This window comes from Maribacter sp., assembly GCA_020629415.1.
Lineage (GTDB): Bacteria > Bacteroidota > Bacteroidia > Flavobacteriales > Flavobacteriaceae > Maribacter > Maribacter huludaoensis.
On record JAHDDL010000043.1, the window covers coordinates 1 to 18,764 of the forward strand.

The following is an 18,764-nucleotide window of genomic DNA, read 5'->3' on the forward strand; positions in this document are numbered from 1 at the left end:
GGTTATCTTTTTTACGAATAGAATTCCCATAAACCGTTTGGTTAATTTATTTTTGACCAAAATTAAAATACATGGCTTCAGGTTTTTTTGCAATTTTAGATGATGTAGCGGCGCTTTTAGATGATGTAGCGGCAATGAGTAAAATAGCCACTAAGAAGACAGCTGGTATTCTAGGTGACGATTTAGCCGTTAATGCAGAAAAAGCATCAGGATTCGTCTCTAAAAGGGAATTACCGGTATTGTGGGCAATCTCTAAAGGTTCCTTATTAAATAAAATCATTATACTGCCTATTGCATTTTTGCTAAGTGCCTTTCTACCTTGGGCGGTTACGGTAGTTTTAATACTTGGGGGCATCTATCTTGCTTTTGAAGGTGCCGAAAAAATATATGAATTCTTCGTGCCGCACGAAGACGAACATATTTCTGCAGATACAGAACCAATGACCAAAGATGAAATCCTGGAATTGGAAAAAACCAAAGTAAAGTCTGCTATAGTAACAGATTTTATATTATCCATTGAAATAGTCATAATTGCTTTAGGCGCAGTAATTAATGAGCCATTGGTGACCCAAATAGCCGTGGTATCCGTAGTGGCATTGATTGCAACGGTAGGGGTTTATGGTATTGTAGCGTTAATTGTAAGAATGGATGAATTTGGTACCAGACTTATAAACTTAAATGACAAAGAAAATAGTATTTCTGATATTATTGGTAGGTTCTTTGTTAACGCACTTCCAAAGGTTATAAAAGCATTATCGGTAATAGGGACTTTGGCGCTTCTATTGGTTTCCGGAGGAATATTTGTACATAACATTGATTTTTTACATCATTTGCTCCCAAATGTACCTGGTATAATCGTAGAGTTTATTGTTGGTCTCTTGGTAGGGATAATGGCCTTATTATTTTTTAAGGGCTTTAAAATGCTATTTAAAAAGAAAGATTAGGCAGTTCATTCAGCTTAATATGCTTTTTCTTCTCCTTTAATTGCGTTAAATATGGTCTTGTAGACGATTTTGACGTCTAATGCTAGTGACCATTTTTCCATGTAAAAAATATCGTAACGTACTCTGTTGACGATATCGGATCGATCAAGAATCTCTCCTCTGCAGCCTTGTATTTGTGCTAGACCTGTAATGCCAGGTTTAATAAAATGTCTTACCAAATAGCGGTCTACTGAATTTTCATATTCTTGGGTATGCACTACCATGTGTGGTCTTGGTCCTACAACACTCATATCTCCAATCAATACATTGAAAAATTGCGGTAGTTCATCTATACTTGTTTTTCTTAAAATCTTACCTAGCCTTGTTACCCTTGCATCGTTTTTAGTTGCCATTTTGGTATCACTGGTTTTACTTTTGGTCATAGACCTAAATTTGTAACACCAGAAAATTTGTCTGTTTACACCATGCCGTTTTTGTTTAAAAAATAAAGGTCCCTTAGAATCTATTTTCATCAATACAAATACAATTGGTGTTAGCCATGATAAGATAAACAGTATGACCATACTTGAAAATACAATATCAAAAATACGTTTTACCAAATTGGAATAATCTAGGTCTAATGGCGAAGCTCTTAAATTAAGAATGGGCACCGCTCCATATAATTCAATAGACATGGTGTTGGAAAACAGCTCTTTATTATCGGGAATAATTTTAATTCTCTTAAAACTATTATCGGCAATTTTCATTAAATACTGTATTTCTGACTTGGATAATTTTGAAGCCATACAATACACCTCTTCTACATTATTTTCAAAAATGTAATTGAAAGAGCTCTTAATATCCCCCAGGCATGAGTTGTTATCAGATTTGACATTGTCAAAATAGCCCATGTAAGAGTATCCATATTCCGGATTATCAAATATGCGTTTCAGCTTGGGTAAGTTTTTATCCCTGCCAATTACAACAACTCTGGTACTGTTGTATCCTCTTTTTCTATATATGTTTCTAGCTAAATAGAACAAACCTCTAAAAAGGGTGAGCAATGCACAAATTTGTAAATAAGCAAGAAATAGGTAACCGGTGGAATAAGAGTAAATACCAAAAAAAACGAATGAGGTAAAATAGACCAAACCGTAAATAACAAAAAGTTTTAAGAAACTCTTTAAGTTGGTCATAAAACCATCGCGTCTTGCAGTAGGGTAAAAATGCAAACTGTACGTAGTTATAAGCCATGCCACATTATAGTATAGTATGCTGAAAACATTTAGGTATGTCTCAGGTGTATATACGTATATTGTAACGTTGATAATCAAAATATGGACTATCAACGACAATGGTATTATGAATAAAGATTTCTTCATTTAGCTTTTAGAAATGGTTGGTAAACGAGCTAAAAATAGGTTGGTACATTTAGCCAATAGCTGATAGGCAACTATTGGCTAATTGTAAATTTGGGGATAAATGGAAATCTGATATTTATATAACTTAATTCTTTTTAGTGTACCAAGAGTAAACTTGTTGAACACCTTGTTCCAATGATACGGTATGTTTCCAGCCAAGGTCATGTAATTTACTTGGGTCTGTCAATTTTTTCAATGTACCGTCTGGTTTATCGGTGTTGAAATACAATTCACCTTTAAAATCTATGGATTTTTGTATTAACTGCGCCAAGTCTTTTATTGAAATATCAATACCCGTTCCAATGTTGATATGGGTGTTTCTTATTTCTTTGTTACTTGATGAATAACAGTCTTTAAAATCTCTTTGTTCCATTAGAAATACACAGGCGTCGGCCATGTCTTCGCTCCATAAGAATTCTCTCATAGGGTTACCGGTGCCCCAAATTTCTAAATGAATGCTGCCATCCTTCTCTTTAATACCGTATTTATCTAAAACGGATAAAATTTCATCTTTGGAAGAACTTCCGTTTACGCCTTCAATAGGTAAAGCGTTCAAATCTGAAAATATGGCATCCCAGTCATTATTCTCCAATGCTTTCCCTAAATGCATTTTTCTGATCAATGCAGGTAAAACATGTGATTTTTCTAAATCGAAATTATCATTAGGACCGTACAAGTTGGTCGGCATAACAGAAATAAAGTTTGTGCCATATTGCAAATTGTAGCTTTCACACATTTTAATACCTGCTATTTTAGCAATAGCGTAAGGTTCGTTGGTATATTCTAGCGTATCGGTCAATAAATAGTCCTCTTTCATTGGCTGAGGACAGTTTTTTGGATAGATACATGTGCTGCCTAAAAAGAGTAACTTCTTAACTCCATGAAGGTAGCTTTGGTGAATTACATTGTTTTGAATCATAAGATTCTCATAAATGAAATCTGCCCTGTACGTATTATTGGCAACTATACCACCAACTTTGGCAGCGGCCAGTATAACATATGCCGGTTTCTCGGTTTCAAAGAACTCTGCCACTTTTGTAGCATCGGTCAAATCTAATTCTTTATGTGTTTTAAAAATTAGATTTGAATATCCTTTACTTTCAAGATTCTTAACAATTGCACTACCTACAAGACCTCTGTGACCTGCGATATATATTTTAGCTTCTTTATTTAACATTTGGTATATTTTACCTACTAATTAGATATTATAGAAATTTTACTCAAAATAATTGAAGGTAACATAACCGCCTTCTTTCAGATATTGATCCTTTTTCATTAGCTTAAGATCGTTTGTCATCATATCCTTTACTAATCCTTGTAAATCATATTCAGGAATCCAACCTAACTTCGTATTTGCCTTAGTGGCATCACCAATTAACAATTCAACCTCTGTTGGTCTAAAGTATTTAGGATCTACAGAAAGAATTTCTTTTCCTATTTCTATTTGGATTTCTGGATTTGAACATGATTTTACAAAACCTTTTTCGTCAATACCTTCTCCTTTAAATTCAATTTCAACTCCCATTTCTGCAAATGCCATTCTTACGAATTCACGAACGGGCGTAGTTTTACCGGTAGCAATAACCCAATCTTCTGGCTCTTCTGCTTGAAGAATCATCCACATCATTCTTACATAATCTTTGGCATGGCCCCAATCTCTTTGTGCATCTAAATTACCAAGGTACATTTTGTCCTGTAAACCTAAACCTATTCTTGCAGCAGCTCTTGTAATTTTTCTGGTTACAAAAGTTTCTCCTCTAATAGGTGATTCATGATTAAAAAGAATACCGTTACAGGCATACATGTTATATGCTTCTCTATAGTTTACGGTAATCCAATATGCGTACATTTTTGCAACTGCATAAGGACTACGTGGGTAGAACGGAGTGGTTTCTGATTGCGGTACTTCTTGTACTTTACCGTATAATTCTGATGTTGATGCTTGGTAAATACGTGTTTTTTCGGTCAAACCTAACAAACGAACGGCATCCAATATTCTTAATGTACCTAAACCATCGGCATTACCTGTATACTCTGGTACTTCAAATGATACTTGAACGTGGCTCATGGCCGCTAAATTATAAATCTCATCTGGTTGAATTTCTTGTATCAATCTAATTAGATTAGTACTATCTGTCATATCACCATAGTGTAGTACAAAATTTCTGTGTTCAACATGAGGGTCTTGGTAAAGGTGATCAATTCTGTCCGTATTAAACAATGAAGCCCTTCTCTTAAGACCGTGTACTTGATACCCTTTTTTTAGTAAAAACTCACTCAAATAGGCGCCATCTTGACCCGTGACTCCTGTAATTAATGCTACTTTCATAGTAATAGAAAAATGGATTTATAAATGTTTTTTTAATTTAAAATCTTGATTGATATTATTATAAATGCTTAAAACTTCATAATAGTATAAACAATGCTTAAAAAATGAATAAATGGTCTTTGTTTTTTTAACCTATATATCATTTCTACCATTAACTAGATAACAAGTATTAAAGTATCGGAAGTTGTTAAGATTTAGATAGATATACACTATATCTTTTAAACTATGGTTAATGGTTGTGAGGCAAATTTAGGACATTATTTGTGTTTTGTATCTCAATACAAACAAACCTTAGGCCAATTAATGATTTATTCGTTAAACTGTTTTTCTTACCATTCTTGTTCAGTTTTCCTCAATAAAAATGGGCATTAAGAATGGTGCAGTGGTAGGTATCTGTAACAACAATGGTATAATTAAAGTATAAGGTCTTTTATATTTACTACCTATTGCACATAATTTTTAAATTAACAGTTTGCATTAAATTTTGTTAAAATTTAGTAAAATTCATACAAAATGAGTGCGGTTATTAATATTTAGCTTATGTTTATTTAACTAAATAATAATGATCAATATTTAAAGCAGAATTTGGTCATTTTATTTGAATTTATAATTTTTATTGTTTTTCCCCGTTATTTTATCAACTTAAACCACCATACGATGATATCTAACATTTTAAATGGAAAGCTAACATCTCATTATCAGAAGAAAAAGTTAGTTTCTCTTGAAAATTACTACATGCACCTTAAGCCATATTTTAAGCTTAAGAAAAGTGCTAAAACTGCTAAAGCTGAAAGTGCTTTGGTCAGTAAAAGAACGAAGAGTGCAAATGCTAAAGATGCATTCAATTCTATTGAACAAAATCAAATATTGTATGCTAAAATTATGACCGAAAGGTTATTGAATGTTTAAGCGTTAAAATTTACTATTGATTTTAGTTTATAGGAGCGTATAGATTATTTAAATATTTTGATAACAATGCCCTTAGCCTTTAAAAGCTAAGGGCATTGTTATTTTTAAATAGCTACAGATTGTATATTTTGAGCTTTTATTAAATTCAGAACTGTAGATTTTTTTTAAGCGTAAAGAATAATTTATAGGTTCTAATATTTCCTTTTTTAAGACCAAACTTAGCAAACAACTCTTTTTATTTACACATTAGCGAATCTAAATTCTATTTCTATAGAATATAAATATATTTATCCCTGTAAATAAAGAATTTCGTAATTTCAATAGCGTAGTAATTAGCTTATCTAAGCTTTTGTTAATGTTTAAATGGTTTTCATAGCTTTTAAACGTACGAGACCCATATTCTTAAATGCATTAACCTATATTTTTAAATAATCTTGGAAGTACTAACACATTTTAATCCCTTTGAAGGACCAAAGCTAAAGCATATTTTGCACACAACTGATGCGCAAGAAGAAATTTGGTATTCTTGTTATTTTGGTGGCGATGATGCAAATAAGGCTTATAACCTGTCATTGACAATTGAGTTTGAAGGAGAACTTGATGTTTCCGCATTACAATGGTCCGTAGATATGTTAGTTAGTCGCCACGAATCGCTGAGATCGGTCTTTAGTCCAGATGGGAAGTTTATCAATGTTTTTTCATCTATCATCACCAATATTGACCTTCAGGATTTTTCTACATTACCAGCTATAGATAAAGCAGCGGCCATAGAAGAGTTTACAAAGTATGATACGGGCAAAGCTTTTGATTTGACCAAAGAACAGCTTATCCGATTTACGGTTCTAAAAACTGACAATTATAGATATCAACTAATAATGACAACTCATCATATTGTTTGTGATGGGTGGTCTTTAGGTATTATCATGCAAGAATTAGGGGCTCTTTATTCCGCAAGAGTTAAAAATGAACATCATAATCTCCCTGAAGCTGTTCCCTATACCGAGTATGTAACGCACCAAAATGAGGTTAAATCAAGTGCTGAATATGATCGCACTGAAAAGTATTGGTTAAACCTTTATCAAAATAACGTTCCCAAGACTAATCTTCCTATAGATTTTGAACAAATAAATAAGAGAACTTATAACGGTGCTCGTATCAATCAATTATTGGATAAGAATATAGTGAAGGGTATTAAACAAACCGGTATAAAAGGTAATACCAGTTTGGTTCTAACGCTGATGGCCGCTTTTGAGCTATTGCTATATAAGACCACAAAAAAGGATAGTATTGTTTTGGGTTTACCGGTTGCAGGTCAGTCATCTATGGGTGCAAAGCATTTAGTTGGTCACTGTGTAAAGTTGCTACCAATGAAAGGCCAGTTGAATATAGACGATAGTTTTATAGATTATTTAAAGAAAAGAAAATCAGCTAATTTTGATGCCTTTGAAAATCAGGAATTGTCATTTGGTAGCTTATTGAAGAAACTAAATATTCCAAGAACACCAGGTAGAGTGCCATTGGTACCGGTAGTCTTTAATGTTGATATGGATTTGGACGATGGTGTTACTTTTGAAGGATTATCATACCAATATCATAGTAATGCACGTGAACATGAAACGTTTGAATTATTTTTAAATGCAACAGGTTCAAATGATAATATCATTCTTGAATGGTCTTATAATACGGACTTGTTCAAAGAAAGCACAATACTTCAAATGGGCGATTCTTTCAATGCTATTTTAAGTGAGCTGATAGCACGCCCCAATGTTAAGTTGTCTGAAGTATTAAGTATTACAGATGAAAAAAGTATTTTAAACGGTACGGTATTAGATTATTCAAAAGCAACATTACATGGCCTGTTATATAAACAAGCTACAAATACACCCACTGCAGTTGCACTAGAATTTAAAAACGAAAAAGTAACCTATGCAGCACTGCAACGCAAAATTAACAGTACCGCTGTTTACTTATGGGAAAAAGGCATAAGACCTGGAAATACCGTTGCTATATCACTTGAAAGATCTCCAGATTTAATTGCCACCTTATTTGCTATACTACAATGTGGGGCACGATATGTGCCTATAGATACCGGCTACCCGGATAATCGTACTTTGTTGATGATTTCAGATGCAGGATCAACGTTCTTTATCTGTGATAGGTCAAAACAACGATTAGGGCATAATGCTACAACTATACTTATTGAAGATATAAGGTTAAAAGCTAATGAAACAAGTGATAGTGTATTAAATATTGAAGTCACCTCTGATACCGGTGCGTATATCATTTATACGTCTGGGTCTACAGGAAAACCAAAGGGTGTTCAGGTTACACATGATAATGTTGTAAACCTATTACATTCAATGGGTAGAGAGCCTGGTATAGGACCTGATGATAAAATATTTGCCACCACCACCATTTCTTTTGACGCTATGGTTATGGAGATTTTTTTACCTCTTGTTCACGGTGCAAGTGTTGTATTGGTAGATGAAGAAACCAGAAAGGATGGGCATCTTTTACTCAAAAAAGCAATAGATGATAACATAACCGTAATTTGGGGAACCCCCACCATTTGGCAAATTTTGTTAGACTCTGGTTGGAAAAACCCTTTACATATAAAAGCACTTATTGGCGGTGAACCTGTGTCTAAACCTCTTTCGTTAATACTATTGGAAAAGTGCGATGAAGTTTGGAATATATATGGTCCTACCGAAACAACGGTTTGCTGTATACTTACAAAAATTACGGAACAAGATGATCCTATTGCCATAGGGAAGCCTATAGCAAATACTGGTATCTATATTCTAGATTCAAACGGTATACCTGTAAGAAACGGCGAAGTTGGAGAGATTGCAATTGGCGGTAATGGTGTAACCAACGGATATTTAGGTCAGGCAGAACTTACAAATGAGCGTTTTGTAAACAACATTTTTTCAACTGAAGCCACTGCCAAAATGTACTTGTCCGGAGATTTAGGTAAAATTTTACCGAATGGACAAATTGAATGTTTAGGGCGTAAAGATGGTCAAGTTAAGGTTCGCGGACATCGAATAGAATTAGGCGAGATCGAACATTCTTTGAGCAAATTGAAAGGAATACAATCTGTAGCTACAGATGTTAGAAACAATGCCTTAAAAGCATATGTGGTTTATGAAGGCAACGAATGGGACAAAGATGTTACGCTTTGGAAAAAGCAGTTAGCTGCCGATTTACCTGTTTTTATGTTGCCACATGAATATGTACAGTTAGAAAAACTACCTGTTACCCTTAATGGCAAATTAGATAGAAAAAGCCTGCCGGAGGACACAAATTTTGTGGTTGATAAGGTTGAAACTATTCAACCATTTACCAAAGCGGAAAAACTAGTTGCAGATGTTTGGAAGGAATGTTTGTTTTTGGACACGATTCATTTGAACGATGATTTTTTTGAACTAGGTGGGCATTCACTGATTGCTGCCAAAGTTATGACTAGGTTAGAAGAAAAATCCGGTCAGCGATTACCATTATCTTCCTTATTTGAATATTCTACTGTTAAAAGTCTGGCAAGTCTATTAAAAATAGAAGAGAACGTAGTTACTTGGGACTCTATGGTTCCTATACAACCTAAGGGTTCTAAAAAACCATTGTTCATTGTTCATGGATCAGGTTTAAATATATTGTCTTTTAAAACACTTAAAGACCATATGGATCCCGATCAACCTATTTATGGTTTTCAGGCTAAGGGTTTAGACGGTAAAGAAGAATTATTGCAATCGGTCCAAGAGATTGCCGCTCATTACAATGAGTCCATAATGGCAGTTCAACCTAAAGGGCCCTATGTATTGGCCGGGTACTCGTCTGGTGGTATTATAGCTTATGAAATGGCAAAGCAACTCATGGCAAAAGGAGAAGAGATTTCTTCTTTGGCACTTTTAGATACTTATGCGTATGCTCATTATGGTAAAAGCACAACCCTGGGCAAAAAGTTGGCCTATGGTAATTACTTGGCAAATAAAACCTTACATGTTCTAAGGCAATTATCAAGTAGGGAAGGTTTTAAATATAGAATAGGAGTTACAAAAACTAACCTGAAGAAATTGTACTTAAAATTAAAGAAAGGTAAAACGGAGTCGTCTAAAACCGATTATGATTGGGAGTATGAAAGCCGAATTGTTGAGCATAACAAGGTTGTAGATAAATATCATTTAAAACCATTGTCTATTAAGGTCGACTTATTTAGAATTGAGGATGTTATTGATTATACGCATGATAGTGTACATCTTGGCTGGAAATCTTTTGCGGAAAAAGGTATAGATTTACATTACGTGCCAGGAGACCATTTGAGTATGTTTAGCCCACCTAATGACAAAGTTTTAGCAACATCGCTGCAGAAAGTTATTGATAACAACCAATAATTTAATGCTGGGCTTTAACAGCTTTACGGTTAGATAATTCAGTTGCAGTTATGGCACTGTAATTATCAGCGGCCATATACCTTAAGTAAAAATCTGTACCGCTATCTTTTGTGGTATTATGCCATAAATGAAAGCCTGCAGTTTTGAACAAGGCTTCATAGTTATGTGAAAATGAGCGCTCATAACCATAGGGCTGAGATGATTTGTTGGTCTGTAGGTCGTGATATATACCGTTAGGTTCAATAGCTACAAATGTTGTTTTGCCCAGGTTGTTCAGTTTATTGAAAAAATCTAGAAGTTTTGGTTCCGTAAAATATTCCAGTACACCTCTAGAGGTTACAAATATCATATTTTCGGTAGCATGTGTATTTACCCAATCAAAAGCATCAGAGGCTATGAACTCTAGTTTTGTGTTAGATACATAGGTATTTTCGTTCATTGAAATTTGTTGTTGGCTTAGATCTATACCTACAAATCTTTCAATGTCCGGAAATTTTGTACTTAAATAATTTAGTACTTTTCCATTGCCGCATCCTATTTCTACTATGGTATGAAAATTATGTTGCTCCATAGATAATTTAAGCTCCACTAAATCGAATAAAAAAGTGCATTCCGGTAGAAAAGATTTTTCAAATGAATCATCGTTCTCAAGGAAATATTTGGCACCCTTTTTTTTCCAAAATGCTTTATGAAACTCTGAAAGCTGATTATAATTTTGTTCTTCTTCTGCTTTTTTTAAAAGAGATTTACGCATAAAAAGTTCAATGAAACTAATAGATTTTTTATCCGTAATGGTCATGCCATTGTTCGCCATTTTTTTAGCTTTCTTAGGCAGTAAGGCTAAGAGCAAATTCCCTATAAATATTACAATTCTATTTTTCATATTAAGTCAAAAATGTAATCGGTATACAATATTAAGTATTTTGTCGAATACATCTTTAAAAACTTTCGGATAAACTTAATTATTTCTTAGACCAATGGCCGAAGAAATATGTTGATGAACCCTATAATTATGCTCTTATTTTCTGTTCTAGTCACAGTTTCGAAGAACGTTAATTTTTTCTCGATGAAATTTCAACGAAGTAAAAAAAAATTATCTCAATGAATATATTATATTTTAATTGTAAAACATTGAAATACAATATATTATATTTTTAGGTTTTGTTGCTAAGGAGTTTTGGTTTTAATGCTAGAAGTTAAATTGTTTATGATATTCTGTAATTTTACTTCATTGTTTATTTACATTATTTGTTCGGAAATTTTATTGAGATGTATTTAGGAACCAGTGTTAAATTGAAATTTTTGTTTAATAATTAAGTTATCCCAACAGCGTCTTTAGAATTTAATTGTTATTCCTGAACAAATTTGTAAATATCAATCCCAAAATCTATACCTAATTATTGTTTTGTAATGAAAGCCAAAAAAGAAAATGTAATTACTGATTCTACTAAAGCATATTGGAAGAAAATTTTATTGGATGATGTAAAATTATTAGACTTGCCCAGTAGAAAGCTTGCCGTAAAGAATGGCGTTCGGCAAGGGTCTTTGTTGCGCACCTACTTCTCTGCTGAGGTGACTTCTGAAATAAAGGCTTATATTGCTTCTGGTAGTATTGAATCTTTTTTAATTACTGCATTAGGTGTTCTGCTACAGAGGTATACAAATCAATTGGATATTGCTTTTGGTTTAAGTATAGATGATGACACAATATCCCTATTTAGAAATACTGTTGATCCTACCGTAGATTTTAATACGTTAAATAATCAAACAAAAAGCATACTACAATTAAACAAAGCAAATCCATATCCTACGGATAAATTTGTTGAAGATTTTAACCTTGTAAACGAGATCGGTGAAAACGTACTTTTAGATTTTGTACTTTCTATAAATTCATTGAAGAATGAAGCTGAAATCACAAATGATAATAGTGATACCAATGCTATTGAATTTATAGGTAATGTTGATTCTTTGTCAAATATTAAAATTTTATTGGATTGTTCTAATGAGCATCTAAAATTAGAAGTAGTTTTTAACGAAAATGTTTTTGAGAAAAATGTTATCGAGCAGTTCATGGTGCACTTTAAGAATGTAGTGCCAAAATTAATTGAACGGCCATCTATACCTGTAGGAAGTATAGATTTTCTTCTAGATAAAGAACGAGATACGGTCATGAATGATTTCAATTCGCGTTATGTAGAATATCCTAAGGAAAAAACAATTGTTGATTTATTAAATGAACAGGCTAAAAAAACACCGAATAGGACTGCTGTAGTTTATGAAGATAGAAGTTTAACATACAATGAACTGCATCAGCTATCAAATAGGTTCGCAGATTATTTAATAAAGAAAAAGGGAGCGGTCAAAGGTAATTTGGCCTGCCTTATTTTAGATAGAAGTGAATGGCTTATTATAAGCATGGTAGGTATCATGAAGGCCGGTGCTGCATATGTACCCGTAGACCCTAACTATCCTGCTTCACGAAAAGAATATATAAAAGAAGATAGTAATTGCGATTTTACCGTAGACGCAGCAGCAATAGCAGAGTTTAAGGCAACAATCGACAATTATAGTACAGCTGAAATTACGACGGTGGACTTAAGTCCTACTGATTTAATATATATTATATATACCTCAGGTACCACGGGCAAACCAAAAGGTGTAATGTTAGAACATACTAATATCGTTAGTCTGTTCGTGCATGATAATCCAATATTCGATTTTAATGAAGCTGACGTTTGGACCATGTTCCACTCTTATTGTTTTGATTTTTCGGTTTGGGAAATGTATGGAGCGCTGCTTTTCGGAGGAAAATTAATTATTCCTTCTAGTTCGGTCATTAAAGATCCTTTTGAATTCATGTCTTTGGTGATCAAAGAAAAAGTTACCGTCCTTAGTCAAACACCTTCTTCTTTTTTAAATATTATGGGCAGTTTGCCCGAAGGTGATGTTGATCTAAAATTAAGATATGTCATTTTTGGTGGTGAGTCTTTATTTCCGAAATATTTAAAGAAATGGCACCAGCGTTTTCCATCCATACAGTTTGTTAACGGCTACGGTATTACTGAGACTACGGTTTTTGTAACCTTTAAAATGATCGATGATGAAGATATAAGAACCAATGTTTCTAATATTGGTAATTGTATACCAACATTATCCGCTTTTGTTGTAAATAGCCAAGACCAATTACAACCTATTGGTGTTATTGGAGAATTGTGTGTTTCTGGCTATGGTCTTGCACGTGGGTATTTAAATAGACCAGAGCTTAGCGAGCAAAAGTTTGCCGCTAATCCTTTTTTAGCTGGCGAGAAAATGTATCGTTCTGGTGATTTGGTGAGATTGCTGCCCGATGGTAATTTTGAATTCGTTGGTAGAATAGACCATCAAGTAAAAATTAGGGGCCACCGCGTAGAACTTGGCGAGATTGAATCTACCTTAAATGAAATTTCAGGTGTAAATAGGGCTGTTGTATTAGCGAATACAAATAAGGATGGTGAAACTAGGTTGGTGGCTTATTTGCAGGCCAATGGAGAGAAACCATCTGTAAGTATTTTAAAATTAGCTCTTGAGGAGAAATTGCCTGTATTTATGGTGCCTGCTTTTTTTATGTGGGTAGATGAATTTCCTACCAATGCCAATGATAAAATTGATAAAAGTAAATTACCTGAACCTTCTTATGAAAGATCTAGTTCAGATTTAATTTTCAGAAAACCAAGAACCAAGCTTGAACAAAGTATAGCGGGTATTTGGGAAAAGGAATTAAGTATATCCGGTATAGGTTTAGATGATAATTTCTTTGAAATGGGCGGTACGTCACTCATGGCACAAAAAGTAGCCAATGCCATGATGAAGACTACGGGTATTCGTATACCTGTAACCAAGTTATATCAATATACGACTATAGCATCCCTTTCTTTATTTCTTGATGGAAATAAGAAGAATGCACCACTGGAATTTAAGTACAAGAAAAAAGATACAAATTCATCTAAAGATGTAGCAATTATTGCTATGTCAGGTAGATTTCCGGGAGCTAATAATATTGATGAGTTTTGGGATGTTTTGAAAAATGGAAGGGAAACTATATCATTTTTCTCTCCAGAAGAATTAGATCAAAGTATACCTGAAGCTACACGAAAAGATCCTTTGTATGTTGCCGCAAGAGGTATTGTACCGTCAGCGAAAACATTTGACGCACGTTTTTTTGGACTTACTCCCAAATTTGCGGAAGCTATGGATCCCCAGCAACGTCTATTTTTGGAATTGGCTTGGGAAGTACTAGAAGAATCTGGTCATTTACCTGAGCATTATAAGGGTAGGGTAGGTGTGTATGCCGGTACGGGTACCAACACCTATTATAAAAAGAACATATTACCTAATAGTGAAGTTGTAGAAACTATTGGTCAATTGCAGTTGGATACCGCAAATGAAAAAGATTATATAGCATCAAGAACGGCATATCAATTAGATTTAAAAGGTCCGGCGGTAAGTGTACATTCCGCTTGTTCTACATCGTTATTGGCAATTGCCGAGGCAGTAGAGGCTATACGTAACGGACAATGTGAAATTGCTGTTGCTGGTGGGTCTAGTATTACCGCACCAATGAACAGCGGTCACTTGTATCAAGAAGGATCTATGCTAAGTACAGATGGTCATTGTAGACCTTTTGATGCTCAAGCCAAGGGGACCGTTTTTAGTGATGGTGCAGGAGCTATAATCTTAAAAGATCTAGAAGAGGCTAAAAAGGATGGCGATATTATTTACGGCGTTGTAAAAGGTGTTGGTATTAATAATGACGGCGGTCACAAAGGTAGCTTTACGGCTCCTAGTGCAGAAGGTCAGGCAAATGCTATTGCAGCGGCTATTAACGATGCCAATATTTCACCAGATACGATCAGTTACATAGAAACACATGGTACGGCGACACCATTGGGTGATCCTATAGAAATAGATGGATTAAACCTTGCCTTTGGTGAACAGGAGAAGCAGAATTTCTGCGGAATAGGTTCCGTAAAAAGTAATATGGGGCATTTGACCGCCGCCGCAGGTGTAACCGGATTGATAAAAACCATTTTAGCCTTTAACCATAAAGTAATACCACCTTCTTTAGGTTTTGATAAACCTAATCCTGAAATAGACTTTGAAAACAGTCCGTTTTATGTCAATAATACCTTGACGGATTGGAATGTGGAGGGAGTTAGAAGAGCCGGTGTAAGTTCGTTCGGCGTAGGTGGTACCAATGTCCACGTAGTTGTAGAGGAATATGAAATGGAGCAAAAGACTTCAAAATTTCAACGTCCATTGCAATTATTGCCAATTTCAGCAAAAACAGAGACCAGTTTAGCGGGATTTGAAACTGCACTTAAAAGTCATATGGATGCTAAGCAAGAATTAAATTTGGCAGATGTTGCATATACTTTAAGTACCACGAAAGCTAGTTTCAATAATCGCAGATTTATTTTAGCCGATGATACAAAAGTAGCTGCTGATGTTTTATTGGATAAGGATATAAAGGCTACACAATCTTCAATTGTAAAAATTGTACCTAGTGAAATCGCATTTCTACTTCCAGGTCAAGGTTCCCAATATTTAAATATGGGCAAGGACCTATATGATGGCGAAAGTATTTTTAGGGAAGCTGTAGATATCTGTGCCAATATATTGTTAGATATTATAAAAGTAGATATAAGGGAGGTTATCTTTCAGGATAAAACTTCTGAAGAAGCGGAGAATAGGCTAAAGGATACCCGTTATACACAACCTGCCCTATTTACAATTGAATATGCGCTTTCACAAATATGGATGAGCTGGGGAATACACCCAACTGTACTATGTGGACATAGTCTTGGTGAATTTGTAGGTGCTCATTTAGCTGGGGTTTTCAGTTTAGAGGATGCTTTAAAACTGGTTTCTATGAGAGGTATTCTGGTTAGCGGACTTCCAAAAGGCAGTATGCTGACCGTAAGAATCGATGAAGAAGCTCTAAAAAAATTAATTCCGAAGACATTGTCAATAGCTGCCGTAAATTCTGCAAAGCTTTGCGTGGTATCAGGTGAGGATGATGAAATAACCAAATTCAGTGAGCTTTTAAAAGAACAGGGGCTACCATACCGCTTAATAGCTACAAGTCACGCTTTTCATTCCTCTATGATGAACCCAATTTTAGAGGAATTTGGGGATGTGGTAAAGAATATCAATTTAAATGTTCCTCAAATACCAATAATATCGACCGTTACAGGTACTTGGCTTACTAATGAAGAAGCCGTAGATGCCGTATACTGGACAAACCATTTAAGAGATACCGTAAGATTTTCCGATGCTATGGATACCCTGGTGAAATTAGAAGATGTGGTATTGCTAGAAGTTGGTCCCGGTAACACGCTTACAACTTTAAGTCGCCAGAATAAAGGCGCAAAAAATATAAAATCCTTGGCTTCTTTGCCGTTAACTAAGAATGATGAGAATTCATTTTATGGCATATTGAAAGCTTTAGGTCAAATTTGGCTAACCGGTCTTTCGGTAGATTGGAATGCCTTTTACAAAAACCAAGAAAGGCAAAAACTAAGATTACCAACGTATGTTTTTGACCGTAAACCATGCTGGATCGATCCTGTGGTCTCTGTTCCTAAAGAAAGAGCCTATTTGAATGCCGATCAGTCTTTAATTAAAACAATAGAAAAACCAAAAAGTGCCGCACCAATGAGAAACGTCTCTATATTACATAAGATTTCAGAGTTAATTTCAAATTCATACGGAATTGATATTGAAGCAACGGACAAGGACAGTAGCTTTTTAGAATTAGGATTAGATTCTTTGATTCTAACTCAGATGGCCATTACCTGTAAAAAAGAATTTAAGATTCCAATTACATTTCGTCAGTTGAACGAAGACATAAACACACCAGAGCTTTTGGCCAATTACTTGGATAAGAACTTACCGGCAGATGTTATGGCGCCACAACCAATTGCCGAGGCAGCTCCTCAGTCGGTTGCCGCCGTTAACCATGTGCAACAAGCTATGCCAGCCAATTTTAATACTTCTGCAACCAATCAAACGGCCATTGGCCTAATAGGTGAGCAGCTTAATTTATTGAGTAGACAGCTTCAGTTGTTACAGGGTAATACGGTAACCCCAGCTCCACAACCTGTTGCCGTTCAAAAGCCTGTTCCGGCAAAAGAGGTTAAACCGGTAATGAATTTGGATTCACTTTCGGAACAAGAAAAATTGGAACATAAAAAGCCTTTTGGGGCTTCGCCAAAAATTGAGAGACAATCCACAGGTTTAGATCAGGCCCAATCGCAATACTTAAAGGAACTTACGGAAAAGTACAATGCCAAAACTATTGGCAGTAAAAATTACGCTCAAGACAATAGAGCTAAAATGGCAGATCCTAGAGTAGTATCAGGATTTAAGCCATTAACTAAAGAATTAGTGTATCCGGTAGTAATCGGTAAATCTACAGGTAACCGATTGTGGGATGTAGATGGTAATGAATATATAGATGCCTTGAACGGTTTTGGTTCTTGCTTTTTTGGTTATCAACCAGATTTCATAAAGAAAGCGATGCACGATCAAATTGAATTAGGGTATGAGGTAGGTCCTCAACATCCATTGGCGGGCGAGGTTTGTGATCTTTTATGTGAGTTTACCGGTCATGACAGGGCCGCTTTGTGTAATACCGGTTCAGAAGCGGTTCTTGGAGCTATGAGAATTGCCCGTACGGTTACGGGGCGTTCACTTATTGTAGCATTTACCGGTGCCTATCATGGTATTAATGATGAGGGAATTGTAAGGGGGTCTCAAAAGAAAAAGACTTTTCCGGCGGCAGCAGGTATTATGCCAGAAGCTGTACAGAACATGTTGATTTTAGATTATGGTACCGACGAAAGTTTACAGATAATTAAAGATAGAGCCCATGAAATTGCGGGAGTGCTAATAGAACCTGTTCAAAGTCGTAGACCGGAGTTTCAGCCTATAGAATTTATAAAGAACGTAAGAGAGGTAACAAGTAAAGAAGGGATTGCCTTTATTTTTGATGAGGTAATCACCGGCTTTAGAATGCATCCTGGTGGAGCACAGGCGTTGTTCAATGTAAAGGCAGATTTAGCTACCTACGGTAAAGTTATGGGCGGTGGAGTTTCCATTGGTGCCATTGTAGGTAAAAAAGAGTTTATGGATGCGCTTGATGGCGGTTTTTGGCAATATGGTGATGATTCGTATCCTGAAGTAGGGGTAACTTATTTTGCAGGTACTTTTGTACGTCACCCATTGGCTTTGGCTTCCTCTAAAGCTTCTTTGTTATATATGAAAGAGCAAGGTCCAAGTCTGCAGGCAAATATATCCGCTATGACAGAACGCATGGCCAAAAGCTTGAACGATACATTTACTAAAGAAGGTCTACCCATAGAGATTACTTATTTTGGTTCGTTATGGAGGTTAAAGTTCAAGAAAGACATTCCGTATTCAGAATTGCTTTTTGTTAGCATGCGTGAAAAAGGTATTCATATTTGGGACGGTTTCCCTTGTTTCTTGACCACTGTATATACTAGTGATGATGTTGATTTCTTAATGAAAACCTTATTGTCTTCTGTAAATGAATTGGTAGCCGTAGGTATACTTTCTAAAGAGGGGGTAAACGGTAATCACGTTACAAACACAAAATCGTCTTTTGAAAAATTAAATACACCACCGGTTCCTGGTGCGCGTTTGGGTAGAGATGAAAAAGGGCAACCTGCTTGGTATGTTGAAGATGCTAGTCAAGAAAGCGGATACTTAAAAATCGACATCTAAAGAACAG

At 35.2% G+C, this 18,764-nt stretch carries 8 protein-coding genes; 4 read left to right on the forward strand and 4 right to left on the reverse strand.

The window, feature by feature from the left end; translation table 11 throughout:
* The first annotated feature begins 71 nt into the window (after positions 1 to 71).
* Complete coding sequence (locus QZ657_RS14585) at positions 72 to 944, forward strand: DUF808 domain-containing protein (RefSeq protein WP_276471410.1); 873 nt, start codon at positions 72 to 74, stop codon at positions 942 to 944.
* A 14-nt stretch (positions 945 to 958) separates the two neighbouring features.
* Here QZ657_RS14585 and QZ657_RS14590 read toward each other — a convergent pair whose 3' ends face one another.
* The 3 genes from QZ657_RS14590 to gmd all read right to left on the reverse strand — a co-directional run bounded on the left by QZ657_RS14590 (position 959) and on the right by gmd (position 4,673).
* Entirely contained in the window at positions 959 to 2,305 is a 1,347-nt protein-coding gene (locus tag QZ657_RS14590) for an undecaprenyl-phosphate glucose phosphotransferase (RefSeq protein WP_276471411.1), read from the reverse strand.
* Between the two features lie 124 nt (positions 2,306 to 2,429).
* Positions 2,430 to 3,521, reverse strand: coding sequence for a GDP-L-fucose synthase family protein (locus tag QZ657_RS14595; protein WP_276471412.1), 1,092 nt, complete (start codon positions 3,519 to 3,521; stop codon positions 2,430 to 2,432).
* Between the two features lie 39 nt (positions 3,522 to 3,560).
* The gene (gene gmd, locus QZ657_RS14600) at positions 3,561 to 4,673 is read right to left on the reverse strand and encodes a GDP-mannose 4,6-dehydratase (RefSeq protein WP_276471413.1); all 1,113 of its coding nucleotides are present in this window, start codon (positions 4,671 to 4,673) and stop codon (positions 3,561 to 3,563) included.
* 657 nt (positions 4,674 to 5,330) lie between these two features.
* On the opposite strand from gmd, the gene QZ657_RS14605 reads away from it, so the two are divergent.
* The gene (locus QZ657_RS14605; protein WP_291967826.1) at positions 5,331 to 5,582 is read left to right on the forward strand and encodes a hypothetical protein; all 252 of its coding nucleotides are present in this window, start codon (positions 5,331 to 5,333) and stop codon (positions 5,580 to 5,582) included.
* Positions 5,583 to 6,016: 434 nt separating this feature from the next.
* Complete coding sequence (locus QZ657_RS14610) at positions 6,017 to 9,973, forward strand: non-ribosomal peptide synthetase (RefSeq protein WP_291967827.1); 3,957 nt, start codon at positions 6,017 to 6,019, stop codon at positions 9,971 to 9,973.
* A gap of 1 nt (position 9,974) precedes the next feature.
* Here the strand turns inward: QZ657_RS14610 and QZ657_RS14615 are convergent, their stop codons facing one another.
* Positions 9,975 to 10,856: a class I SAM-dependent methyltransferase gene (locus QZ657_RS14615; RefSeq protein ID WP_291967828.1), complete on the reverse strand. Its 882-nt coding sequence runs from the start codon at positions 10,854 to 10,856 to the stop codon at positions 9,975 to 9,977.
* A gap of 527 nt (positions 10,857 to 11,383) precedes the next feature.
* Here QZ657_RS14615 and QZ657_RS14620 point away from each other — a divergent pair.
* On the forward strand, positions 11,384 to 18,757 hold the full coding sequence (locus QZ657_RS14620; protein ID WP_291967829.1) for a non-ribosomal peptide synthetase/type I polyketide synthase: 7,374 nt from the start codon (positions 11,384 to 11,386) through the stop codon (positions 18,755 to 18,757).
* The last annotated feature ends 7 nt before the right edge of the window (positions 18,758 to 18,764 follow it).